General features: G+C 43.3%; 23 protein-coding genes. 12 read left to right on the top strand and 11 right to left on the bottom strand.

Annotated elements, in window-relative coordinates:
* Positions 1 to 349 precede the first annotated feature (349 nt).
* Positions 350 to 1,642: a diaminobutyrate--2-oxoglutarate transaminase gene (ectB, locus tag F6K63_RS16330; RefSeq protein ID WP_287312699.1), complete on the top strand. Its 1,293-nt coding sequence runs from the start codon at positions 350 to 352 to the stop codon at positions 1,640 to 1,642.
* Positions 1,643 to 1,648: 6 nt separating this feature from the next.
* The gene (locus F6K63_RS16325) at positions 1,649 to 2,608 is read left to right on the top strand and encodes a glutamate cyclase domain-containing protein (RefSeq protein ID WP_008179105.1); all 960 of its coding nucleotides are present in this window, start codon (positions 1,649 to 1,651) and stop codon (positions 2,606 to 2,608) included.
* Here F6K63_RS16325 and ectB (F6K63_RS16320) read toward each other — a convergent pair.
* Positions 2,600 to 3,853, bottom strand: coding sequence for a diaminobutyrate--2-oxoglutarate transaminase (gene ectB / locus F6K63_RS16320; RefSeq protein WP_287295399.1), 1,254 nt, complete (start codon positions 3,851 to 3,853; stop codon positions 2,600 to 2,602). The genes F6K63_RS16325 and ectB (F6K63_RS16320) overlap by 9 nt on opposite strands.
* A gap of 317 nt (positions 3,854 to 4,170) precedes the next feature.
* On the opposite strand from ectB (F6K63_RS16320), the gene F6K63_RS16315 reads away from it, so the two are divergent.
* The 6 genes from F6K63_RS16315 (at position 4,171) to F6K63_RS16290 (ending at position 8,117) form a co-directional block, all read left to right on the top strand.
* Positions 4,171 to 4,989: a class I SAM-dependent methyltransferase gene (locus tag F6K63_RS16315; protein WP_287295397.1), complete on the top strand. Its 819-nt coding sequence runs from the start codon at positions 4,171 to 4,173 to the stop codon at positions 4,987 to 4,989.
* A 79-nt stretch (positions 4,990 to 5,068) separates the two neighbouring features.
* Positions 5,069 to 5,218: a hypothetical protein gene (locus F6K63_RS16310; protein WP_287312698.1), complete on the top strand. Its 150-nt coding sequence runs from the start codon at positions 5,069 to 5,071 to the stop codon at positions 5,216 to 5,218.
* Positions 5,219 to 5,307: 89 nt separating this feature from the next.
* A complete protein-coding gene (locus F6K63_RS16305) occupies positions 5,308 to 6,327 on the top strand; it encodes an ABC transporter ATP-binding protein (RefSeq protein ID WP_287312697.1) in 1,020 nt (339 codons plus the stop codon).
* Between the two features lie 79 nt (positions 6,328 to 6,406).
* Positions 6,407 to 7,297, top strand: coding sequence for an ABC transporter permease (locus F6K63_RS16300; protein WP_287312696.1), 891 nt, complete (start codon positions 6,407 to 6,409; stop codon positions 7,295 to 7,297).
* Positions 7,298 to 7,337: 40 nt separating this feature from the next.
* Complete coding sequence (locus F6K63_RS16295) at positions 7,338 to 7,472, top strand: hypothetical protein (RefSeq protein WP_287312695.1); 135 nt, start codon at positions 7,338 to 7,340, stop codon at positions 7,470 to 7,472.
* A 240-nt stretch (positions 7,473 to 7,712) separates the two neighbouring features.
* The gene (locus F6K63_RS16290) at positions 7,713 to 8,117 is read left to right on the top strand and encodes a hypothetical protein (protein ID WP_287312694.1); all 405 of its coding nucleotides are present in this window, start codon (positions 7,713 to 7,715) and stop codon (positions 8,115 to 8,117) included.
* Between the two features lie 147 nt (positions 8,118 to 8,264).
* Here the strand turns inward: F6K63_RS16290 and F6K63_RS16285 are convergent, their stop codons facing one another.
* From F6K63_RS16285 to F6K63_RS16270, 4 genes are all read right to left on the bottom strand, one after another.
* Positions 8,265 to 8,627 (bottom strand): late competence development ComFB family protein, encoded by a 363-nt coding sequence (locus F6K63_RS16285; RefSeq protein WP_008179091.1) that lies wholly within the window; start codon positions 8,625 to 8,627, stop codon positions 8,265 to 8,267.
* Between the two features lie 68 nt (positions 8,628 to 8,695).
* A complete protein-coding gene (locus tag F6K63_RS16280) occupies positions 8,696 to 9,088 on the bottom strand; it encodes a response regulator (RefSeq protein WP_044492223.1) in 393 nt (130 codons plus the stop codon).
* 31 nt (positions 9,089 to 9,119) lie between these two features.
* Positions 9,120 to 9,740, bottom strand: coding sequence for a RasGAP domain-containing protein (locus F6K63_RS16275; protein ID WP_287312693.1), 621 nt, complete (start codon positions 9,738 to 9,740; stop codon positions 9,120 to 9,122).
* A gap of 133 nt (positions 9,741 to 9,873) precedes the next feature.
* Positions 9,874 to 10,119, bottom strand: coding sequence for a hypothetical protein (locus F6K63_RS16270; protein ID WP_008179085.1), 246 nt, complete (start codon positions 10,117 to 10,119; stop codon positions 9,874 to 9,876).
* Between the two features lie 305 nt (positions 10,120 to 10,424).
* Here F6K63_RS16270 and F6K63_RS16265 point away from each other — a divergent pair, with 305 nt between their 5' ends.
* Together F6K63_RS16265 and F6K63_RS16260 are read left to right on the top strand one after the other, a co-directional pair.
* Positions 10,425 to 11,093, top strand: a complete 669-nt coding sequence (locus F6K63_RS16265; RefSeq protein WP_008179083.1) for a 2OG-Fe dioxygenase family protein — start codon at positions 10,425 to 10,427, stop codon at positions 11,091 to 11,093.
* Positions 11,094 to 11,095: 2 nt separating this feature from the next.
* Positions 11,096 to 12,037, top strand: coding sequence for a homoserine kinase (locus tag F6K63_RS16260; protein ID WP_008179082.1), 942 nt, complete (start codon positions 11,096 to 11,098; stop codon positions 12,035 to 12,037).
* 172 nt (positions 12,038 to 12,209) lie between these two features.
* Here F6K63_RS16260 and F6K63_RS16255 read toward each other — a convergent pair whose 3' ends face one another.
* The 6 genes from F6K63_RS16255 to F6K63_RS16230 all read right to left on the bottom strand — a co-directional run bounded on the left by F6K63_RS16255 (position 12,210) and on the right by F6K63_RS16230 (position 21,090).
* The gene (locus F6K63_RS16255) at positions 12,210 to 13,010 is read right to left on the bottom strand and encodes a phytanoyl-CoA dioxygenase family protein (RefSeq protein WP_008179075.1); all 801 of its coding nucleotides are present in this window, start codon (positions 13,008 to 13,010) and stop codon (positions 12,210 to 12,212) included.
* Between the two features lie 19 nt (positions 13,011 to 13,029).
* On the bottom strand, positions 13,030 to 14,502 hold the full coding sequence (locus F6K63_RS16250; protein WP_287295318.1) for an aminotransferase class V-fold PLP-dependent enzyme: 1,473 nt from the start codon (positions 14,500 to 14,502) through the stop codon (positions 13,030 to 13,032).
* A 704-nt stretch (positions 14,503 to 15,206) separates the two neighbouring features.
* A complete protein-coding gene (locus tag F6K63_RS16245; protein WP_008179073.1) occupies positions 15,207 to 15,587 on the bottom strand; it encodes a response regulator in 381 nt (126 codons plus the stop codon).
* Positions 15,577 to 18,417, bottom strand: coding sequence for a PAS domain-containing sensor histidine kinase (locus F6K63_RS16240; protein ID WP_287267071.1), 2,841 nt, complete (start codon positions 18,415 to 18,417; stop codon positions 15,577 to 15,579). Before F6K63_RS16240 ends, F6K63_RS16245 begins: the two co-directional genes overlap by 11 nt.
* A 124-nt stretch (positions 18,418 to 18,541) precedes the next feature.
* A complete protein-coding gene (locus tag F6K63_RS16235) occupies positions 18,542 to 20,524 on the bottom strand; it encodes a response regulator (protein WP_287267069.1) in 1,983 nt (660 codons plus the stop codon).
* Between the two features lie 131 nt (positions 20,525 to 20,655).
* Entirely contained in the window at positions 20,656 to 21,090 is a 435-nt protein-coding gene (locus tag F6K63_RS16230) for a peroxiredoxin (protein ID WP_008179068.1), read from the bottom strand.
* Between the two features lie 257 nt (positions 21,091 to 21,347).
* Here F6K63_RS16230 and F6K63_RS16225 point away from each other — a divergent pair, with 257 nt between their 5' ends.
* A complete protein-coding gene (locus F6K63_RS16225; protein WP_008179066.1) occupies positions 21,348 to 21,764 on the top strand; it encodes an Npun_F0494 family protein in 417 nt (138 codons plus the stop codon).
* A 73-nt stretch (positions 21,765 to 21,837) separates the two neighbouring features.
* On the top strand, positions 21,838 to 23,328 hold the full coding sequence (gene cobQ, locus F6K63_RS16220; RefSeq protein WP_008179064.1) for a cobyric acid synthase CobQ: 1,491 nt from the start codon (positions 21,838 to 21,840) through the stop codon (positions 23,326 to 23,328).
* Positions 23,329 to 23,412 lie beyond the last annotated feature (84 nt).

The raw sequence follows: 23,412 nt of genomic DNA, 5'->3' as shown, positions 1-23,412 counted from the left end.
TTCGTGAGCTGAACTGAAATCTTAGTCTTGACGGGATTTCGGCTTAGATATTGCCATTTGGACACGAAGGTTTAAGGCCGGTCAAAGATCATGGAATCCCCGTCTTTTTAAAGCGGGGAGTGTCAAGCTAACTGTCAGCTTAAGAGTTAAGTGTTAGCTGACTAATGTAGCTGACTAATGTAGCTGAGTCATGACATCCTGGCGATTCCTACCCTAGGATTTGGTGAGTTGATGAAAAGAGAAATGGGTGAGGGGGTGAGTAGGAATCGCCACCAGTTGAAAGGTAAGTAGCAGAACCTTGAGGTAGCTTGCGGAAAGCATCACGTATAACACTAATGAGGATAATCTCATGAGAATCTTCAATCAATTGGAATCCAATGTGCGAAGCTACTGCCGTTTATTTCCCACGGTGTTTAAGAAAGCACAAGGAGCTGTTCTAGAAGATAAAGAAGGTATTAAGTACATTGACTTTCTCAGTGGAGTGGGTACGCTCAATTACGGACATAACAACCCACAACTCAAAGAACGACTGCTGGGTTATCTGGAGTCCGACGGTATTGTCCATGGTCTCGATTTAGCAACCGTAGCGAAAGAGGAGTTTCTCGAAGCTTTGGAAGCCATTATCCTTAAACCCAGGCAATTGAATTACAAAGTTCAGTTTCCTGGACCGACAGGAACCAATGCTGTGGAGGCAGCCCTAAAACTGACCCGCAACATAACGGGACGGGAAACGGTCATTGCCTTTTCCAATGGCTACCATGGCGTAACCCTAGGTTCCTTAGCAACAACTGCCAACACTTCCCAGCGAGACGCTGCAGGAATCACGACCGCAGGGGTAAGTTTTATACCCTATGATGGGTACTTGGGTTCGGATATTGATACTACAGAGTACCTAGACAAAGTCCTTTCCGACAGAGGTAGTGGGGTAGCACTTCCAGCAGCAGTGATTGTAGAAACAATTCAGGGAGCAGGTGGGGTCAATGTGGCCAGCTTTGAGTGGTTGCGATCGCTTGAAAAAGTCTGTCGTAAACATGATGTGCTTTTAGTTGTAGACGACATTCAAGTCGGATGTGGACGGACTGGTTCCTTTTTCAGCTTTGAAGAAGTAGGTATTTCCCCTGACATTGTTACTATCTCCAAATCCTTGAGTGGATTTGGTCTTCCTTTCTCATTGGTGCTGATCAAACCCGAATTAGACCAGTGGAAACCAGGTCAACACAGTGGCACCTTCAGAGGACCTAACCTAGCCTTTGTTACCGCCAAAGCAGCCTTGGAAATTTATTGGCAAGACGACAGTCTTTCAGCCTCCGTTAAACAAAAAGGAACCATAATGCAGCTTCGATTGGAACAGATCGCAAAAAATAACCCGGAGGCCGGTTTTTCTGTTAGAGGCAGGGGCATGATTCAGGGCTTAGACTGCAAAGATGGCAACCTAGCTAATAGAGTAATTCGGACAGCCTTTGCTAATGGGCTAATCATGGAAACAGCTGGCGCACAGGGGCAGGTGATTCGATGTCTCCCGCCTTTAACAATTTCCGAAGAAGTATTAGACAAAGGGCTAGACCTCCTCGAAAATAGTGTCAACCAAGTCATCCAGGAGACAGTTTCTAAAAAGTTAGTTGATTTAGGAGCATCTGTTTAATTGCTTATGACTGCTGCATTTGGAAATTCTCCAGAAGTCAAAACCCGGATAGAAAAAATTGAAAACATCTGTGGACGGGATATAGGTAATGGTATAGAGCCCCTTGTGGAGGCTGCCAAGGGGGGGCTGCTTGGTGCAGCTCGCTCCATCGCGGAACATCCATCCCCCCATGTGGCTATTATGACAGGCTTTTTTGTTCCCCATGGAACTCCTCCAGCGGCGGAAACGGATGGCCCCATCGGTTGCGCTCACCTAGCAGCGGCATTACTTAGAGTTGGAATCCCTGTCCGTCTAGTTACCGATCCTCTATGCCTTAATGCTGTCAAGGTTGCTGCTCGGGCAGCAGGAATACCTGCTCAAGTTCCTTTTGATGTCGTTCCTGTCGATGCAGCGAGTGCAGAAGATCCCTCCGTTTCTTCTATTGTGAATTCATGGCAAAGTGCTGAACCACCAGTTTCCCATGTTATCTCTATTGAAAGAGCAGGCCCAAGTTACGATGGTACTGTCCGAAATATGATCGGGAATGATATCACCGCTCATACCGCTCCTTTGCATCTCCTATTTATCCTAAGTGAAATAATTTCCATTGGAATTGGTGATGCTGGCAATGAACTAGGTATGGGAACACTTCCTAAAGAACTCATTGCCAAAAGTATTAGCACAGGAGAACAAATTGCCTGCAATATTCCTTGTAATCACCTCATCGTTTGCGGTGTATCAAATTGGGCAGCAATCGGGTTACTCACTGCTGTTGGTTTACTCCGACCAGACTTGAAATCTAAGTTAACTGAGGGATTAACCTTAGAGACCGATAAACATATTTTGACCACTGTGGTCAAAGAGGGACCAGCGGTAGATGGAGATACAGCAGTCCAAGAGCTTGCAGTTGATACTTTACCCTGGGAATATCATGGTAAAGTCTTGACAGAAATTTTAGAAGCTGCTGGTTTGACAAAGTCAGTTTGAGAGAGCAGCTCCAATGCTTTCCTCCAAAATATCTAGCCCTTGGGTCAAAGTGTCGGGATCAATCGTTAATGTAGACTGAAGATTAATCACTTCTTTGTTCACTCCCATGGGTTCAAAGATTAAACCCCGCTTGAAAGCTTCATTACTAACTTTTTTAGCCAGCCCCTTTTGTTCACAGGCGATTCCTTGAATCAAACCAAGTCCTCGATGTTCGCCGCCGACTTCTGGATAACGAGTGATCATGTCTTTGAGTCGGCTCTTCATGACCTCACCTTTGTCCGCGATTTCCTGGGCAAAAGTATCTGTCTCCCAGTACTCGTCGAGAGCAGCTGTGGCAGTCACAAAAGCTAGATTATTGCCTCGGAAAGTCCCACTGTGTTCCCCTGGTTTCCAACAGTCTAAATCAGGTCGAATCAGCACTACAGCCATCGGGTTTCCATAGGCGCTTAAAGATTTAGCCAGACAAACTAAATCAGGTTTTAACCCTGCCCGCTCAAAGCTAAAGAAAGGACCAGTTCGACCACATCCCACTTTAATATCATCAACAATTAGCAAAATTTCTCGCTCTTGAGTGATCTGGGCAAGGCGTTGCAGCCAAGGAACACTAGCCACATTAATTCCTCCCTCAGATTGAACAGTTTCTAGGATAACTGCTGCGGGTTTTTCCTGATTTATGCTCAGGTCATCAACCAGTTTTTCTAAGTAATCAAGACTGTCGTCTTTGGTGCCATTTTTATCCTCGAACGGCACCGTTAAGACATTACCGAGGGGAATGCCCGCAGCCTTTTGATAGGTCGGATTAGGTGTAACAGCTAGGGCACCTAAAGTATGACCGTGGTAGCCTTTGGTAAAACAGATCACTGTTTTTCGACCAGTCACTTTACGGGCTAGCTTCAAAGCAGCCTCCGCAGAATTAGTCCCTGTAGGACCGGTAAACATAACTTTATAGTTTAGTCCTCGCGGTATTAAGATTACTTCCTCGAAACGTTCTAGAAACTGCTGCTTGGCAGAGGTGAACATATCCAGGCTGTGGGTGATGGCATCTGACTCAATGTATTCGAGGAGACGCTTTTTGAGCTTGGGGTTATTATGTCCGTAGTTGAGGGCACCAGCACCTGCCAAGAAATCTATATAAGTACGCCCACTCTCATCTATCAAGGTATCTCCCACTGCCTTGGTAAAGACTGTTGGAAACAATCGACAGTAGCTTCGGACTTCTGACTCAAGCTTGGTGAAAATGTTCATATGCTAAACCTGCCTATTGTTATTATTTTCAAGTAGGTGATACAATTATGTGTGGTGTACCAAACGCGAAGCGATTCCATTTTATTCACTTTACTTTACGAACACCGGAACCTATAAAACTATATACTATTTAGGGGGACTATAGCAATCCTAAGTCATTTGTGAAAACCAAAATTATCCTTAAAAATCTTATAAGGCACAACAACTGGTATACCCTGATAAAAGAGCAAGTTGAACAATTCAAATAGGATTGCTATAGTCTAAATTTTGATCAGTATCAGAAACCAACAAGAGCGTGGAATTAACTGGGATTAACTATGCAAAAAAGTAGATTTACCGAAGCTCAGACCGAGGCATTGTTTGATGATCGCGAACGAGACCAACGTTTCCGCAGTTTCTGGGATCCAGAAGGCAGTCTCCACTGGGGTTATTTCGAAAACTTAGCCAAGGCTCGGCCTGAGGACTTTGTGCCAGCCTGCAAGCGCTGGGATGAATATATGCTGGAACAGAGCGGTATTACTGCCGACTCCCGGGTACTAGAAGTTGCTTGTGGAAATGGCAACGCTGCCGTTTGGCTGGCTCAGCAAACGGGATGTGAGGTAGTAGGAATCGATATTAGTAGCAGTTATATCGAGAATGCTCGAGCTAAGGCTAGTAATTTCCCCTCTTTGCGGGTGAGCTTCCAAAAGGAATCAGCCCTTAACCTACCTTTTCCAGATGGCTCCTTTACCCATGCCTGGAGTCAAGGCGCTCTTTACCACATCCACGAGCTTGATAAAGCTCTGGCGGAGGTTCACCGTGTCCTAGGGGTAGGAGGAATCTTCCTGTTTGATGACTTGGTAACACCAATTGAGGAAGTTAGTGAGGCAGCCCGCAAGCACGTTTACAACCGACTGCTGTTTGAGCCGACATTTAGCCCCGAAGTCTATGCAGAAAAACTCACTGAGATCGGATTTAACGTTTTGCAGGTAAAGGACTTGAGCGCACACCTGAACAAGAGTTACGAACTGGTGTCTGAGCTGGCTCGGGAGGGCTATCCAGATTTGAGCGCTGCCTTTAAGAAAACCCAGGAGGCAATTGCCGCTGGTGAGTTAGGCTGGTGCTTTTGTCTGTGTGAAAAGGTTAGCGATCACTAATCCGTAACAAGTTAAGACAGCTACGCCATATATTGAGTGTAGATTGAGTGTATATTAAGTGTAGCTTGAGTGGATGCGATTGACCTTGGCCTTTTGGCCACGCTACGCGAATGGTCACGCTTTGCGATGCTCGGTACGAGCCGCTACGCGATTGACCTTTGGTCACGCTACGCGAACGCATCCAGAGACTGGGCTATACACCCAATCACTCCTCAGCAGTTTTGGTTAAAAACAATACATCTTACCCCTAACCAGGGCAACCGGCTAAAATAACAAGTGTTGAGATTTGTGTATCCCTGACCGGCATAGGGAAAGCTTATGGCTGCCGCTGTATTAATCCAGAACCTCCAAAAACGCTATGGAGATGTCCAAGCTGTCAAAGACATCTCCTTACAAGTCGAACCGGGTCAAATTTTTGGCTTACTCGGTCCTAATGGTGCCGGTAAAACCACCACCATTCGTTGCCTATGCACTCTCACGGCACCGGACGCTGGAAAAATTGAGGTATCTGGCATTTCAGTACTACACAATCCTAGGGCAGCACGCCGCCGCCTAGGCTATGTAGCCCAAGAAGTTGCCCTAGATAAGGTACTCACTGGTAAAGAACTACTCCAATTGCAAGCTGACCTCTATCACCTCCCCAAAGCAGTTGCCAAAGAACGCATCAATAAACTGCTTGACATTTTGCAGCTCAAGGAGTATGCCAATAAAAAAACGGGCGTTTACTCTGGTGGTCTGCGTCGGCGGCTGGACTTAGCCGCTGGCTTACTCCACCAACCCGATGTTTTAGTACTAGACGAACCCACAGTAGGTCTTGACATTGAGAGCAGATTTGTGGTATGGGAACTGTTGCAAAAGTTGCGAGACTCAGGAACCACATTACTAATCACCAGCCACTACCTCGAAGAAATAGACGCATTAGCTGACCAAGTCGCAATTATTGACAAAGGCTTGATCATAGCTGAGGGGACACCATCTCAGTTAAAGGATAGTGTTGGAGGCGATCGCATTACCCTGCGCATCCGGGAATTCTCCCCCATTGAAGAAGCCAAGGAAGCCAAAGATATGCTGCAGTCTCTGCCCTTTGTGCGAGAGGTGATTATTAACAGCAATCAGGGCAATTCCCTCAACCTTGTGGTTAAACCCCAAAGCGATGCCTTAATGATCATTCAGCAAGCCTTGAAAGACCTTAGTTTACCGACCTTTGGGATTGCTCAGTCGCGACCTAGCCTAGATGATGTCTACCTGGCTGCCACAGGTAAAACCCTGATGGATGCTGAATTGGCTGAGGCTGGGAAACGGGATCCCAAGGCAGAGCGTAAACAAAATATGGCCTAAAGGAGAGATAGGACAGAGCTTAGTGGAAAGTAAATAAAGATTGCTCCAATTATTGTAAGAATCTATTGTAGAAATAAATATGAGTGAAACCTTTACCCCTCCTAAATCCGACCTTAACTGGCAACCAGACCTTACTGCACCAATCCCAGTCAATGATACTCCTGGTGTAAGTGAATTTATCCAAGAAACCCTAGCCCTAACCAAACGCCTGTTTATTCAGCTGCAACGGCGTCCTTCTACCTTAATGGCTGGTATTATCCAGCCCCTAATGTGGCTAATCCTATTTGGGGCATTATTCCAAAACGCTCCTCAAGGGATTTTTGGCGAGAGTTTGAGCTATGGCAAATTCCTCGGTGCAGGGGTGATTGTGTTTACCGCCTTTGCTGGAGCACTCAATGCTGGCTTACCGATCATGTTTGACCGGGAATTTGGTTTCCTCAACCGCTTACTCGTAGCTCCGTTAGTATCTCGCTTCTCTATTGTTGCAGCCTCAGCCATATATATAATCGCTCTGAGTTTGCTGCAAACTGTGGCAATTGTCACCGCCAGTGCCTTTTTAGGAGCTGGTTTACCCAACCTAGCCGGTCTGGCTATGATTGCCTTGATTGTATTCTTGCTGGTGGTGGGAGTCACAGCTCTCAGTCTAGGACTAGCATTTGCCCTACCGGGTCACATTGAACTAATTGCAGTCATTTTTGTTACCAACTTACCCCTACTCTTTGCCAGCACAGCCCTTGCTCCTCTATCCTTCATGCCCAAATGGTTACAGGTGGTAGCCAGTCTTAACCCCCTCAGCTATGCCATTGAACCAATTCGCTATCTCTATCTCCACAATGACTGGTCTTTTGGTAGTCTTGTGATGCAGGCTCCCTGGGGATCTATTACCTTTGGCCAATCCCTGTTGGTATTGCTTGGTTTTAGCACAGTCGTATTACTCGCAATTTCTCCACTACTGAGCCGCCGGTTGTAACTATTCACCCTAGAGCCTTAGCCATAGGCCGGTGTTACCCTTGCTAGCCGGGGGCGGGGAGATGGGGAGATGGGGAGATGGGGAGATGGGGAGATGGGGAGATGGGGAAAACCCGAAAGACCTAACTGCATCCCGACTCCCGACTCCCTACTCCCTACTCCCGCGCAACCCATAAATTTGTACCTCACCCAATTGAAAACTGCTAGAAGCCATTGCCAATAATCTAGTAGTAGTTGAGTTGATAGCTTTTTGTTGATGGTTGACCGTTGACGGTTGACTATTGACAGGGTCGCGTCAACCGTCCAAAATGAACCTGTAACAATTGTCCAGGTTAATTTACAAGTTAACTCAAGTTAACTATATATAACTCTATAGCAGTAGACCAGCGAGATTTATCCATTGAGGGGGGATTCCTATGACGATCAGCAACCAATCTGTTTTTACTGTAGCTGTATTGAGTGTAGCCCTTGGCATTACTACAGCGTTACTGCACGGGTCCGCTACTGCCCAAAGTATAGGTACTATTCGAGCGGATGAAAATTTTAATAACCCTAACGAGCAAGACACATTTGGGGGGTTTGGAGACAGTGGTTTCAACGCTTTTGATTTAATCCATAATGCCCAATTGGGTACAGTTGATATCGATCAGTTCAATCAGGGACAGTCTCAGAGACTAGACGATGCTGCTTCTGAGTTTCGGCGTTTACAGTTGGAACGGTTGCGCAATCCCCAAGTTGTATCTCCAGAAAACCAATATCCACAAAACCAATATCCAGAAAACCAGCCTGCTACGTCTGGAGTTAGCGAAAGTTACCGATAATCTTACTTAGACGCTTTGGATCAGGTTTGGATCAGGATTGATATCAAGTCTGGTTAATCACTTGGTTTACGGGTTATCCCATGGATGGTATAGCAGTTCTCAATACCCAATTGAGAACTGCTATTTTATGATATAAACTTTGGGAAATCAAGCTAAGGAATCACAGGAGATAGACCTTGAGGTAAACGTTTTAGGCATCGGGCAATTATCCCAGCTGTAGTTTAACATTAGATGCAAGATATGATAGATTCCTGTGTGAATCAAGTTTTCTAAATACAGCTTATGCTCTGAGGATAAGTGACGTAATTCTTGGCTTTTTGATGATGGTTCAATCTTGTCTAGGGCTTCGTAATGATTCGGAATTCTGCTGAGGACATAAGCAATTAAATCCTGGCGTATTTTAGACTGAGAAAACACGTCTTGATAGGGAAACTCCGGATACGTTGCTAAGACGTTTTCAATTTCTTGAATCACTATCGGTGTAGTTACGTGAACAAGGGTTTTACCCATCGTTTACACTCCTTTTGCAAACCGATTTATTATGGCGAACTGGTTTTTTAATTAGTAAATAGCTTGTTTTAAGCCCTGTTTGAAGTCAAGGGAAGTATTCTTAACTGCTGATTAATTGCTGCTAACAGTTCCCGACTATCTACAGGTTTGGTTAGATAATCATTGGCTCCAAGTTCCTTAGCGCGAGCATAGCCATCCTCCTTTGACTGACTGGTTAGAAATATAAACGGTGTTTTCGCTGTCTTTAACCTATCTCGTAATATCTGGAGAAGCTCATACCCATCAAGGGATGGTATATTAATTTCACAAATAATTAAATCAGGTCGGACAACTTTAGCTAAATTTAAACCGAGCCAACCATCGTCTGAAGTAAGGACATTAAATCCTTCTAATTCAAGTAAATCGGAGAAATTTGAGCGCAATACTTTATCATTTTCAATTAATAAAATTGTTTTGTTCATCGCTCCAGGCTTTATAAATTCATGATCAAGATTAATCCCCAACTTGCAGAATCCGTTCTAGCAAGAGGCGATCGCTAGTTGAGCTACCGAACCATAACTTATCTTTTGCCAGAGTACTGAGAGATAACTGACCATTCGGTTCAATGCTAAAATCTTGACCCAACACTAACCCTTGCTCCTGAAGCTTCTTGATTGCGACAGCCATCGCTACTGCCACTAAGTCAAGTTCGGGCATCAAATAATCGGGATGACGCAATAGCCAGTAACAAGCATCAAGGTTAATCTCTGGTAGTCGATAAACCGCTGCCAGTAAGACTTGCTCAATATAAGTGGGACTGGGTAAAACAGTCAGAAAGTCTTTAAGAGATTTGATAAATGTTGAGTCTTGACTCTGAAATACATCCACAGCTAATCCGATGTATGACTCATAGTCCTGGGCTTGGCTGGTGGTACCCATGTTTCCTTCCTTGGTCAAAAGCAAACTGTTGATACCCAGGACAACTGGTGTGAAGGTTTGTCTCCTCTGGTGCTCTGGGTGGTGAGGATAAGCTAAATCGATCGTAGGACTGATCGTGGGACTCAGGGATAATTGCTCCAAAGGAGTGGCGTTGGAACAATTACTGGAACTGCTACCTTTGTTTGAAAAAATCATACCCATACCCCGAAGTTCAACCCAAGATCGATTTACCTTACCTACAAATACAAATTAGGGCGCAAATGTGAAGATACTGTGATTGGGTAGGCTACCAACTTAGGGGTAATCTGTAAGATCTCAAAGGTGAGTGCTATCGAATCGGGAGCATCCCAATTATGCAAATCTTAACCAGAGGTCGAGGGGGGATATCTCGGGGATACCGAAGATGGGGAAGATTCCGAAGATGGAACTGAGGTGATGTTCCATCATACCAAGTTAATTCATACATCGCACCTTCTTCCCCCTCCTGCTTGGGAATGGTGATATCTTTGAACCCAGGGCAAATGCATCTAAAGTATAGAATCCTTACCATCAAGACAAAGATTTCAAGATTCATACGCAAAACTACGTTATAGTATGAATCTGATATGCAGTAAGCATTTCAAAATAAGATACCTTTACCCTGGGGTCTAAGAAGGCAATGCTCTAACAAAGCTTGGCCATTCGCTACGCGAATGAACACATTCACAGAAGCTTTAGAAGCATAACGGAGCCGCCATGTCTGATCGCGCATGTCAATTGGCTCAAGCAGAATCAGGACGTGTTTGCTGCTTACAAAGCCTCTTTGGGCTATGTTTGGTCTTGATTTTTGTCTAAGTTCCGATAGGAGAAAGAATTTAGGAGAAAATATTCATCAGAACTATGTCTAGTTTAAGAAAAGAAGGATATCTTCATTTGCAGTTGGACGACGGATCAATAAAGCCTAAAAATCCAGATTTTTTGAATTACTGGAATCATTTAGTAACTGATCCCTATATTGAAGGCGATCATAAATTTAGGCAGAGAAGATATTCAAACATAATCTTTCACAGAAATAGTGAGATTGAATATTTGAGATCAACTTATTTTCAGGGAGAGAGATTTAACAGGCTGTTTGGAGGTCAAAGCAGAATTTTTGAAAAGATAGATGACAATTTATTGACTGATCCAATTTTCATTGACTTAATAAATTATGATTTTTGTTTTTTCTTAAAACATGGCCTTATAACTAGTAAGGAATATAATATGGGAATTCACCAAATTAGAACTCTTACTACAGCCCAAAATACTGGGCGAGTAACACCTGAAGGTATCCATAAGGATGGGCATCCTTTTTTCGCAATTCATTTCATAAATAAAAGTCAGATCACAGGAGGAACTACTAAAATATATGACAACAATCTGAAGTTAATAGAAGAAATAAACTTAAGTAATTTTGGAGAGACTATCTTTGTCCTTGATACTCTGGTTTACCATGGAGTAACAGATATAAAACCATTGCCTGGAAGTGATAAAGGGTTTCGAGATGTTTTGATAATAGAATTTTATTAAAGATGGCAATATATACTAATATAAGCTCTTTTGAGTTAGAAAAAATAGCTTCATACTATGGTATTGAAGCGATCAATTCTTTTCCTATTAATGGAGGAAATGCTAATTCAAACTACTGCTTACAGTCTAAAGATGGAAAATACATAGTAACTGTCTTTGAAGAAGCTTCTCTAGAAAAAATATGCACGATGGGGTATCTTCTTCAATATTTAGAAAGATACAAATTCCCCACTTCTCAAGTTCAAACAACTTATTCCGATAAAATAGTAACTCAATGGCATGAAAAACCTGTTCTAGTCAAGAAATGGATTAACGGAACAGTGCCTACTTTATTAAACGAAACTCTCTTAGAACAGGTTGGTCGTGTTATGGCACAACTACATAGAGTTCCTGCTCCTCCTTATTTACCTCAGTCACACGATTATGGACTGGAGCTTTTTTCAACAGTTTTTGGCAAGTCAATTGATCTGTCTTATGAGTCATGGCTCAAGAATCAGTATCAAGATCTCAATTTTTTATTGCCCATTAAGTTACCAATGGGCTTAATTCATGGTGATCTTTTTTATGATAACATTTTATATGAAAAAAATAACTTGAAAGCCTTTATTGACTTTGAGCAATCTTGTTACTATTACCTCTTATTTGACTTGGGAATGGGAATCCTTGGACTATGCCAAAACCAAGAAAAAATTGATATTGTTAAAGCGAAATATTTCATCAAGGGATATGAACAGGTTCGCTCGTTAGAGCCTCTAGAAAAAGAGCTTTTACAGGTATTAATCGGTTATGCGGCAACTGCAACCTCTTTCTGGAGATTTTGGAAGTATAATATTCATTCACCTAATATAGAGTTGAGAAATGAGCATTGGAAGATGGTTAGGATAGCTGAGGATGTAAAAAGATGTAGGCAAGAAGATTTCCTATCAATATTTGATCCGGCTTGATTTCTCCAGAGCTAGGGATGATGCCTGTTCAAGTGTTAAATTAGACCGAATAAAACGGGGGAAATGCTGGAACTCGTCGGATAAAATAAAAGCATGACCGGCATGAGCTCCACTCCTGTCTACCATTAGAACTCTTGCAAAAGTAGCGATCGCTACTTTTCAAGAGATATTATCACCTATCTACATCCCAAATACCCATAGGTAGATCTTTAAGATTGGGTTTATAGCGAGATCTAGGATCTTCATAGCAGCCTAGGAGTTGATTCCAAACAGGGTTATCTGTTTTTTTATGTCTTCTAAAAATATCCCGTGAAGCCAGCCATCTAAAACTATATCCATAAAAAAGAGCTTTCCTTGTAACGCTAGAGATATTTGGGCTTCGAGCATGCCAAACCCTTCGATCGAAAAATACAGCATCTCCTGGGGCAACAAGCATCGGGACTGCTTTTTCAAAATCTGCTTTGGAAAGAGATGATCTTTCCATCTTGTGGCTCCCAGGAATTATCAGAAGATTTCCCCGATTTGGCTTTGATACATCACTGAGCCAGTAAGAAACCTTGACAGAAAACATATGAGTTTTCAATACATTGAGATCCATTTCTATGATGTCACTATCTCGATGCCATTCTAGCTTCTCTATCGGCAATGGTTGTTCACCCGGTAAGTTGACATCTAAATGAGAATGGAATAAGAAAATGTTAGAGCTTAATAGGTTGACAACTTTAGTGATAGTTTTATCCCAATCTAATAGATTAAGAAAGAAATCTTCTTCTTCTACAAAGTCAAACAAGTGAATAGATTGAGATTCTGGCTCTTTCTGTTTGTGCTTTCTCCATAAATCATCGACCTTCTCTAAAGCTAATGTCACTACATCATCAGGTAAGACGCCTTTCAGTATTAAGTATCCATTGTCATCAAAAAAAACTCTTTCTTCTTCTGTTAGCGGGTAACGCTTATTAGTCTTTTCAGTCATTCCTAAAGTCTCAGTTAAATTAATGGACAAAACTACGTGAAAAAATCGTTGTCATTGCTTCTTGAGCTTGACAGTCTAGATTGATACTTGCTTGTGATTTAGAGTTTCGATATCTATCATACAAATAGTCTTGACTCCATTCTTGATGCCGATTGGCTAGCTGTATTATACTATCTGCTATGAATTTAATTTCTTCATCCATCATGACAGGGTGGAGGGAAACTCTAATCCACCCTAATTGTGGGTTGTGCTGCTGGTTATAATTGAACCTATCCTCTTGACTTTCTGGCTTACCTTCTTTTAGAAGACTATACCCGTAGCTTCCGGGTGCTGCACGACTGGCTTTGCACTGTATTGCAAATTTATCGTTGAGCAATCTTGCTCCTATATACGAGTCCAAATTTTCTATATAAAATGAGATAATAGGAAGTCTATATCGATGCTGAGATGCCATAATATGAAGGTTAGGGATTATTTCGAGTTTCTTCCACAGCATATTCAAAAGTATCTGATCTCGTGAGAGTATTTTGTCAACCCCCATCTCTTCTTTCAAGCGAATACACATAGCTGCTCTTATTGTCTGGAGTAATGCCGGAGTTCCGCTGTATTCTAGTCTTTCAATTTCTTTGATAGTTTTGTAATTGTCAAAATGCCTTGGTTGATTTTCTCTAGACTCTCCCCTAAAGAGGAAGTTCACTTGATGATAGAGTTTTCTGTTAAATGCTAAGACACCACAGGAACCAGGTCCTCCCAAGAATTTATGAGATGAGAAAAAAATAGCATCTAAGTGAGTATTCTCTTGAGGAGGGTGCATGTCAATATCAACGTATGGGGCAGAGCAGGAAAAATCAACAAATATGAATCCTCCGGCTTCATGCATGATTTTTGCGATAGAGTTAAATGGTGGACTTATACCAGTAAGATTAGAGCAGGCTGTGACTGACGCCATCTTGAGGGGAAATTCCCTATACTTGTGTAGAAGTTCCTGCAAATGCCCAAGGTCAACTAGCCCAGTACAATCGGGATTAATGACTTCGACTGTTACGTCAGTCTCCATCCAACTATCATGATTGGAATAATGCTCCATATGTGTTACAAATACCACTGGCTTTTTGTTGCTCGGGAGAGATTGCGTGACATTTGTTTTTGGTGTCAATCCCAGCATTGTCTGAAACCTTTTGATTAGCATAGTTGCACCTGATGATGCAGTAATAATAATATCGTCTATACTGGCATTGATATGTTCTGCAATAATTTTTCTGGCTGTATTGTATGCATGTGTCATTGCTGTTCTTGTGTAATTGACTTCGGCTTCAGTATTCGTGATCAGGGGCATTATTTCTTGCTGTATTCTGGCCTCAATAGGCAGGTAATTTCGTCCACTTCCAGCCCAATCTGCATACACTATTTTTTGATAACTGCCATCAGCAGTCGGTATGGTTTTATTGACTCCAGCCATGCCGGTTCTAAACTGTAAAAAGTGTTTTTTCATTCTTTTTTATTAAGAAAATTAATGAGTTAGGTAGTGCCTTGATGCTATCCATATTATAAGCTTTTTTAAAACTCCACTACACAAGGTTGGACTGATTTTTTTAAAAAAATCCTGCGATTCATAATAGCCGGATAGACTTTCTTGAAATTAATAGTTATTTTTTAATAATGATATCCATGGTCAAGCAAAATAGTAATTGTAGTAATGTTGACTGGCTTAGATTTGAATTAATCAATATTGACTGGAGTTTATGAGGGGGTGATATGAGCCCTAAAAAGCTTAGTATATAAGGCTTTGATACCAATTAACTCATGGAAGATACAGTCGGAAATTAACCCTCGATTCATTGTCTTGATGCAAAGCCCGAATGGGGTGGTCTCCTTTGAGCGCGCTGCATCGCTGTGTTTAATTTGTTGTCCAGATATTGTGGCGCAAGTGAAAGCGATCGCTTTCACGAAAATGAGAGTTATTAACCGCTTTGTTGCAGGAATAGGACTTACGCAAAGTCTCTATTTGTAGGGTTTGTTAGCGAAGCGTAACGCACCTTTACCTCTATATCTGGTGTAGCTGCGTAAGTCCTGAGCAATTAATTAAGTAAGGTAAGTTTACTAAGCCGACTAATTTACCAGCAATTAATCCTAATCAAGTTCCTTATGATTTGCTGCAGGTTTGGGAGTTTTAATAAAACCTAACACTTCGATGAGTCAATCGAGCCAATTAAGAATCCCTTGGATTTCCTCGACCAATTCCATAGGTTTAAACGGCTTGGTAATAACTCCAGTTACCCCCAAATCTAGAAACTGCTTTTGCTCGCTGCTCCTAGCTTTAGCGGTTAGCAAAATTGTTGGGATATCCGCCGTTACTGCATTAGCTTGTAACTGTCGAAAGGTAGCCGGTCCATCCAGCTCGGGCATCATGACATCTAGCAGAATAGCATCAGGCTGATCTGCCTCAGCCTTAGCTAATCCCTCTTTACCAGAAGCAGCTGTCAACACTTCCCACCCTGCTGCTGCTTCTAGAGAAAATTGGATGATTTCTCGAACCCCATCATCATCATCAATCACTAAAATGCGCTTAGTTGTCATGGTGATCACCTTCTGCTGCTGCTGCTGTTTGTTGTGGTAAGGTAAAATAAAAACTGCTGCCTTCACCAACAGTACTCTCAACCCAGATTTTTCCTCCGTGCTGCTCCACTATATTACGGCAAATCGCTAACCCCAAACCCGTCCCTCCTTTTTTACGGGCATCGGAGGCATCAACCTGTTGAAAACGCCCGAATATGCTTTCAAGTTTGTCAGCAGGAATTCCCCTACCTTGGTCTTTAACAGTAAATAAGATAGTGGCACTGTTTGGGTCAAGGGGTGAGGTGGTTTCTAGTTCCTCTGGGTGTTGCAGTTCCACTGTTAACCATAGACTAGAACCTCTGTCTGAAAATTTAATCCCATTGCTAAGTAAATTGGTTATGACTTGAATAATGCGATCGCTATCAGCCTCGAATTCAATCTCAGATTCAATGGCTTGGGGCGAGACTTCCAATTTAATCCCAGCTCGATTAGCCATCACCTGCACCTGATCAACAGCTTTAACCATCAACTCAGCTGCATTCACTGGCTGCTTCGACAAACGGATCTTACCAGATTCCAGACGTTCGAGTTCCAAAATATCGTTAACTAGTCGCACTAAACGCTCAGCACTGTCAGCGGCAATGCCAATCACACGCTGTCCTCGTTCAGACTGAGGTTGAATTAGACCAGTTGATAACAGGTTCAAGGCACCATGAATCGAGGTTAAGGGGGTACGGAGTTCGTGGCTGACCACGGAGGTGAATTCATCTTTCATCCGTTCAATAGCGTAGCGCTCGGTAATATCTTCCCCAATACTCATGGTGCCAATTGCCTCTCCTTGGACATTTTGGAGTAGGGTATTATTCCAAGCAATAATTTTTTCTTGCTTTGACTTAGTTAGAATCGAGTGCTGATAGTGGGATTGAAAGTCTGGATCTAGGATGTCCTGGAAGTATTGCTGTACTGACTGTTGCTGGGAATTGGGTAGGAAGTTTTCAAACCAGTCCTTGCCTAAAACTTCTGCTGCTGTGTACTTAGTCAATTCTAGGAAGAAGGGATTGACATACTCCACCTTACCCTGTCGGTCTAGTCCCACCACCACCAGTCGCACATTTTCGAGAAGGCTGCGCCACCGTCGCTCTGATTCCTGTAAACTAGCAATTAACTGGGTACGTTCTTCTTCAAATCGTTTGCGTGAACTAATATCTCGCTGCAACACTAAGATATAACTAATGTTTCCTTGGGTATCATGAACCACTGAGCAGGAGGAGTCTGTGGTAAGAACAGTGCCATTTTTGCAGACAAACTCAATTTCTTGACGATGGGTTCCCTGCTCCAGTAAAACTGGAAACTCTTGCTGGCAAATGTTTTGGTATCTGGGGGTAAAGAACTCTTCTAACCGATTACCGATCAATTCTGATTCAGAATAACCGGACTGCTGGATAACAGCGGGGTTGACTTGCTCAATCATGCCCTGAGTATCTAAGATATGGATAAAATCTGGGGCAGATTCAAACAACGAGCGGAATCGTTGTTCACTTTCGAGTAAAGCAGCTGTGCGCTGTTGAACCCTAATTTCTAATTCTCGATTGAGTTGTTGCAGTTCAGCTTCTTGCTGTTTACGCTTGGTGATATCCGTAGTGATGCCGTGAAGATGTACAGAGGTGCCATTATCACGGATAACCACATGAGCGCGATCGTTCAGCCAGCGAATTTCTCCATTACTGAGCTGAATTCTATATTCTAAATCCCACGATTCACGACGGTTTTCTTGAACAGCTCGCCATGCCTTCTCAACACGATCACGGTCTACTGGGACAATAAACTGTCGCCAGAGGTTGTCTTGATCGCTGAATAGCTCGAAAGTTGGGCGACCGTAAACTTGCTCGAACGCTATATTAACATAGCGCAGTATCCCAGAAGGGAGTGATACTGACCAGACCACGTCTTGAAGAGAACTCATAATTGCTTCGAGCCGCTCTTGGTTGGACTTCAGCGCCTTTTCATTTTCTTGCAATGCTTCTTCTGTCTGCTTGCGATCGCTAATATCGGTAATTGATCCAACCACTCGCACTGCATCACCTGCTTCATCCCACAGTGCTTGTGCCTGGTCAAGAATCCATTTGTAGCTGCCGTCGTTGCACTGTAAGCGATACTCTTGAATATAATAGGAGGTTTTTTGTGCTAAGTGATCCTCCATAGCTTTGATCACCTGGTCTACATCATCGGGATGGATGTGTGTCCACCATTGATGGTTATAGTTTCCGATGTCGTAGTTTTCATCATACCCCAGCATTTGCTTACATCGGCTGGAGAAAAAGGTTTCATTGGTTTTAGGGTTCCAGTCCCAAATTCCCTGATTAGCTCCGTGTAGTGCTAATTGCCAGCGTTGCTCACGTTTCCGTAAGGATTGCTCTGTCAAAATACGCTCTTCAATTTGAGATTTTAGCTCCTGGTTGAGCTGCTCAAGTCCAGCCAGACTAGGTGAATTTTGGATTCGAGGTAGAATAAAGTAGAATTTTATGGCAGTGTAGACAGAAACTATAGCTGTAATTGCTTTAATAGAGCCTGATAGCCAGTAAGCTGGATCCCAAACGGTCCATACTTCCATCAGGTGAGTGGTGCCACCGCAAATAATAAACGCCCCAAACAAAATCAAGAGTCCCTTGAAAGGCAGATTCTGCCGCTGCCTGATCAAGTACACTAGCAGTATAGGAATCACATAGTAGACTAGGGTAATGAGAGTATCACTGATCAGGTGTAGCCAGATTACTTTAGGCTGCCCAAGGTAGCAGTTACTTTGGGAAATAAAGGTTTCGGCCAATAAGATATAGTCAAAGAAATTGATCATAATTAGGTTGACAATTGACATGATTGCTGACAGTCAACCGTTAACCATCAACTGTGAATAAAATGTGATCAACTCTACTATGTCCGATCTGCCAATTCTACGTCCACTAACTGACCAGGGTTATTTATTTATCTGACAACATTTGATTTTTCTGTGCTATCATCTTAAGTCTTAGTTGACTGCGCTCAATGCGATTCAACACGCGAGCCAATAGCTCCGGGTCTCTTATTGGCTTTTGTACGTAATCATCTGCCCCTGCCATAAACACTTGCTGCAAAGTTTCAGCATCTTGAACAGCAGAGAGAAACAACACGGGTAACTCACCCCAGCGAGGGTCATTGCGTACCACCTGGCACAGGTCAATACCACTAAACTGCGGCATTTCCACATCCAAAATCAGTAAGTCGGGAGTACACTGCTCTATGGTCTCCCAGAACTGTTGTGGATCGTTTAGCAAAGTCAATTGGAATCCCCAAGGTTCTAGCACAGTGCGTAGCTGATCCAGGATTTGAGGGTCATCGTCAACAATCAATAGCTTTGCCTGTGGTGGACCGGATTGTTGCAACGCTTTAGCGATCGCATCCATCACCTTTTGGGGTGCTACAGGCTTCTGAAGAAAACCCCTTCCCCCCAAACGAGCCACTCTGACTCGTTCAGCAAAACTTTCTTGAGCCGTAAATACTACAACAGGTACAGGGGGCTGAGTTGTTTTCAGTTCTTCTAACAGCTCGAAACCATTTCCCAATGATTCAGGAAAACACAAGTCTAGCAGAACCACATCTGGGCGGTTACCAGCAATTGCCTTTCTCCCTTGAGATATATCACCTGCCACCTCAACCTGCATTTTCCAGGCTGCTAGCTCTGAAGCTAACCCTTGCGCTAGTGTTAAATCATCATCCACAATCAGTAGTCGTGGGGAGTTGGAAATAGGGAATGGGGAGTGGAAAGTGGAGAGTGGTTTACTTTGACTAGGTTTTGGAAGGTTAGGCTCTGTCTCTAGTTGTTCTCCTAGTTCTACCACTAGTTGAGACATATGTGCTATGGTCTCTTTGCTAACTTTTTTCGCAGATTTCAATATCTGCTCAATCTCACGGGATTTGAGAGAAGCTTGATCAAAACCAAAGCTACCGAGGGAACCAGCTAGGGTGTGTGCCTCCCGTAAAGCCTCCTGTTCCAATTTTCCGCAGTCGTCACCATCTCGCCAAGCCGTCACCAACTGCTCCAATACATTGATCCGCTTGATATAGTTTGACTTCTGCTGTTCCCAAATAGCACTTAATCCTGATTGCTTTGGTTCTTGGGATTGAGCCTTAGGGAATGGGGAAACGGAACTATCACTCTTGCTCTTTGATTGTTTGAGGTTAGATGGTGTCTTTTTAGCTACTTTTTTGCCTTTGTTTTTCTCAGTCTTTGTTTGAGCTGAACCTTCCTCAGGGGGTTGTCTGAGCCGATACCCCAAGCCGTAGACAGTTTCAATTAAATCATTTTTGGCTCCAGCTTGCTTGAGTTTCCGCCTTAAACTTTTGATATGAGCTCTAACGGCATTTTCTGTAGGGGGTTCTTCAAAAGACCACAGATTATCTAGCAGGAAACTTTGGCTAAAGATGCGGTGGGGGTTCCGTAAAAACAGCTCTACTAGACCATACTCCTTAGGTGTCAGATGCAAGAGTTCCTGATCGTAGCTGACCTGGCAGTTACTGGGGTCAAGGTGGAGCAATCCCCACTCCAGCACCGGCAGTAGGGGGGTGCTGCTGCGGCGCAGCACTGCTCGAATTCTGGCTAATAATTCAGGTATGTCTAAGGGCTTGACTAAATAATCATCTGCTCCTGCGTCTAAAGCTTCGACTTTGTTAGTGCTGGTGTCTTGGGCAGTCAGGAGGATAATTGGAGTGCGATCGCGTGCGTTTCGCAGCTGCTTGCACAAGTCAATCCCAGTGAGCTTGGGAAGCATCCAATCTAGCAAAATCAAGTCATACTTAAGTATCTCTGCTAGTGCTATCCCCTCATCCCCATCTGTAGCTAGATCAACCTGATAATGTTGACTAGCTAGCGCTGCCGTTACTACTTTGGCAATACCTTCATCGTCTTCTACTAGCAGGATTCTCACAGGGACCTAACAGCTCCAGCACTAAGGGGATGAGTTAGTTTCTAAATTAGATATATAGGGATTAAATAAATAGTGACGACTTCGCCCAAATTCACCAAAATTTAGACGAAGTTTGATGGTTTTGACTTTGTTTAGCCCATGGCTGCCAAGATATCTTGAGCGTGGGTAGCGGTTTTTACCGTCTCATCAACGTGAGTAATTTTGCCCTCGCCGTTGATAATGTAGGTTACACGCTTGGAGTAACCGCCACCATCTACATCATAAGCCTTGGTAATTGCGCCATCCGTATCCGCTAGCAGGGTGAAAGGCAGACCATACTTTTCCTTAAATTGTTTGTGGGATGCCTCATCATCCATACTGACCCCAAGTACCACCATGTCTTTACCTTGATACTCAGTGTAGTTATCCCGAAAGCTTTGGGCTTCCTTGGTGCACCCTGGAGTATCGTCTTTGGGGTAAAAATAAAGCACTACAGTTTTTCCCGCAAAGTCCGACAGTGAAACGGTATTGCCTTCGTCGTCTTTGACAGTAAATGCTGGTGCATCCATGCCAACTTGAAGAGCCATAACTTTGGTTTCCTATAAAAATATACTGAACTTATGTATAAAGTTTACAGTAATACGACTTACGTAGTAACTTGACTTTTAGGGTGCCTTTTCTGTAAGCACCATTATACATAAGCACGCTTGTTGCCCAGTTTGCCCTAGGTCTTGAGTAAATTCAAAAATTTCTAGAGTAAATTACAATAGGTTGGCCTCTAAAGTCAAAAAAACCTTAATATAGAGATAATCGGCGGTCAGTATAGTTCTGAGATTTAGTAACTGTGGCAAGAACTTCAATTCAGTCTCAAGGTAGCCAGCCTATTCAATATCCTGACCGAACTACTAAGCGTGCAGAGCAAGCAATGCGCTGTTTGCCATTCCGGATGCCTCTATTGGCAGCGATGCGTTCTAGCAGTGTTCCACTCTTATCTATAGTAGGTCTTGAAGGTGTCGAGAAAAACTACACAACGCGCCCTAGGTCGGAATTGGCAGTAGAAAACGATTTAATGTGGTTGATTCAAGTGGGTGTATTACGTCGAGAAGTAGACGGTCAGGGAATTACGGATAGTTTTCGATTGACACCTTTGGGTCGTCAGTTGTTAGAAAAGTGGGAACGGCTTGGAGAAACCTTACCTCCACCCTCATTATCAGATCGACTCGATCATACCTTGAATCGCTGGCTAAGATTGTCGGTTTAAATCAAGTTGGTGACAGGGTGATATCTAAATTTATTGATCATCTAGGCTAGTTCTGACGCCCTAACCCTGAATTATGAAAGCGATTATGGTGGTGGGTACTACATCCCACGCAGGAAAATCCTTGATAACCACAGCTCTATGTCGCCTTCTATCGCGACAAGGCTGGCGTGTCTGTCCCTTTAAGGGTCAGAACATGGCTCTAAATGCCTATGTTACACCCAATGGTGGAGAAATTGGACATGCCCAAGCAGTACAAGCTTGGGCTGCAGGTGTCATTCCCTGTGTGGAAATGAACCCAATTTTACTCAAACCCCAGGGTGACATGACCTCCCAGGTGATTCTTATGGGTAAAGCCGTAGGGAAGGTTAGTGCTGCGGAGTACTACGAAAAGTACTTTGATAAGGGTTGGCAGGTGATTGAAGAATCACTGCGACGTTTAACCAATGAGTTTGATTTAGTCGTGTGTGAGGGAGCTGGTAGCCCAGTAGAAATTAATATCAAGCATCGCGACTTGACCAATATGCGAGTGGCGCGGTACCTCAAAGCTCCCACCTTGCTGGTGGTAGATATTGACCGTGGAGGGTCTTTTGCTCAGGTAATCGGTACTCTCGAACTGCTCGAACCAGAGGAGAGAGCTTTGATTAAAGGTGTCGTGATTAATAAGTTTAGGGGTCAGCGATCGCTGCTCGAACCAGGGATAAAATGGTTAGAAGAACGCACTGGTATTCCTGTAGTTGGAGTTATTCCCTGGATTGATATACTGTTCCCTGCTGAAGACTCCCTTGACTTACTAGATCGCAACACCAGGAACAAGTCCAATAAGGAAGTCACTATCGTAGTCATTCGTTTACCTCGAATTTCTAACTTTACTGATTTTGACCCCCTGGAAGCTGAACCCAGCGTCTTTTTGAAATATCTGTCACCAAATGAAACCTTGGGATATCCAGATGCAGTTATTCTCCCAGGGACAAAAACTACCATTGCGGACATGATGGTACTCCAAAAAAGTGGCATGGCTGAGCAAATTCAAAACTATGCTGCCTCAGGTGGGACAATTTTGGGAATTTGTGGGGGATTTCAAATGCTAGGCAAAAGCCTAGTTGATCCTGATGGCTTAGAAGGTAAACAGGGACGTCATCCAGGATTAGGCTTGTTGCCCTTAAAAACCTTGATTACCACTGGTAAAGTTGCCCGTCAACGGATGGTGACATCAAATTATCCTCAAGTTGGCTTACCGATTACCGGTTACGAAATTCATCAGGGGCGTTCGCGACTGCTTGAGGCGGAGATGGGAGACAATAAATCTGCTTATCGAGCTTTATTCGATGACCATGGTTTGGGCATTGTTGACGTGAATCAATCAATTTGGGGCAGCTATCTCCATGGAATGTTTGACAATAGTCCTTGGCGACGTGCCTGGTTGAATCAACTGCGCTCCAGACGAGGGCTACCTTCTCTCCCTACTGGGGTTGTCAACTATCGGGAACAACGAGAAGCGCTTTTGAATTCACTGGCTGATACTATCGAATCTCATCTTGATTTAACCCCGATTTTAAGGTCTTAGACCGTTAACTATCAGATTAGTTTTGTCAAAAGGAAAAAGTAAACTTGAGAATGGAAAATGGAAAATGGAAAATCGTTAAGGGAA

Source organism: Moorena sp. SIO1G6 (assembly GCF_010672795.1).
In the GTDB taxonomy this organism is placed as follows: Bacteria; Cyanobacteriota; Cyanobacteriia; order Cyanobacteriales; family Coleofasciculaceae; genus Moorena; species Moorena producens.
Note: the sequence above shows the minus strand (reverse complement) of the source record. Positions and strands in the feature narration are given on the sequence as shown.

Excerpts from the sequence above, each read along its gene's own strand:
- F6K63_RS16285 (WP_008179091.1), bottom strand. The coding sequence starts at position 8,627 with ATGGGTAAAACCCTTGTTCACGTAACTACACCGATAGTGATTCAAGAA.
- F6K63_RS16260 (WP_008179082.1), top strand. The coding sequence starts at position 11,096 with ATGGCAATATATACTAATATAAGCTCTTTTGAGTTAGAAAAAATAGCT.
- ectB (WP_287295399.1), bottom strand. The coding sequence starts at position 3,853 with ATGAACATTTTCACCAAGCTTGAGTCAGAAGTCCGAAGCTACTGTCGA.
- cobQ (WP_008179064.1), top strand. The coding sequence starts at position 21,838 with ATGAAAGCGATTATGGTGGTGGGTACTACATCCCACGCAGGAAAATCC.
- F6K63_RS16300 (WP_287312696.1), top strand. The coding sequence starts at position 6,407 with ATGAGTGAAACCTTTACCCCTCCTAAATCCGACCTTAACTGGCAACCA.
- F6K63_RS16270 (WP_008179085.1), bottom strand. The coding sequence starts at position 10,119 with ATGAATCTTGAAATCTTTGTCTTGATGGTAAGGATTCTATACTTTAGA.
- F6K63_RS16305 (WP_287312697.1), top strand. The coding sequence starts at position 5,308 with ATGGCTGCCGCTGTATTAATCCAGAACCTCCAAAAACGCTATGGAGAT.
- F6K63_RS16325 (WP_008179105.1), top strand. The coding sequence starts at position 1,649 with ATGACTGCTGCATTTGGAAATTCTCCAGAAGTCAAAACCCGGATAGAA.
- F6K63_RS16290 (WP_287312694.1), top strand. The coding sequence starts at position 7,713 with ATGACGATCAGCAACCAATCTGTTTTTACTGTAGCTGTATTGAGTGTA.
- F6K63_RS16280 (WP_044492223.1), bottom strand. The coding sequence starts at position 9,088 with ATGAACAAAACAATTTTATTAATTGAAAATGATAAAGTATTGCGCTCA.
- ectB (WP_287312699.1), top strand. The coding sequence starts at position 350 with ATGAGAATCTTCAATCAATTGGAATCCAATGTGCGAAGCTACTGCCGT.
- F6K63_RS16240 (WP_287267071.1), bottom strand. The coding sequence starts at position 18,417 with ATGATCAATTTCTTTGACTATATCTTATTGGCCGAAACCTTTATTTCC.
- F6K63_RS16245 (WP_008179073.1), bottom strand. The coding sequence starts at position 15,587 with ATGACAACTAAGCGCATTTTAGTGATTGATGATGATGATGGGGTTCGA.
- F6K63_RS16255 (WP_008179075.1), bottom strand. The coding sequence starts at position 13,010 with ATGACTGAAAAGACTAATAAGCGTTACCCGCTAACAGAAGAAGAAAGA.
- F6K63_RS16315 (WP_287295397.1), top strand. The coding sequence starts at position 4,171 with ATGCAAAAAAGTAGATTTACCGAAGCTCAGACCGAGGCATTGTTTGAT.
- F6K63_RS16275 (WP_287312693.1), bottom strand. The coding sequence starts at position 9,740 with ATGATTTTTTCAAACAAAGGTAGCAGTTCCAGTAATTGTTCCAACGCC.
- F6K63_RS16250 (WP_287295318.1), bottom strand. The coding sequence starts at position 14,502 with ATGAAAAAACACTTTTTACAGTTTAGAACCGGCATGGCTGGAGTCAAT.
- F6K63_RS16230 (WP_008179068.1), bottom strand. The coding sequence starts at position 21,090 with ATGGCTCTTCAAGTTGGCATGGATGCACCAGCATTTACTGTCAAAGAC.
- F6K63_RS16265 (WP_008179083.1), top strand. The coding sequence starts at position 10,425 with ATGTCTAGTTTAAGAAAAGAAGGATATCTTCATTTGCAGTTGGACGAC.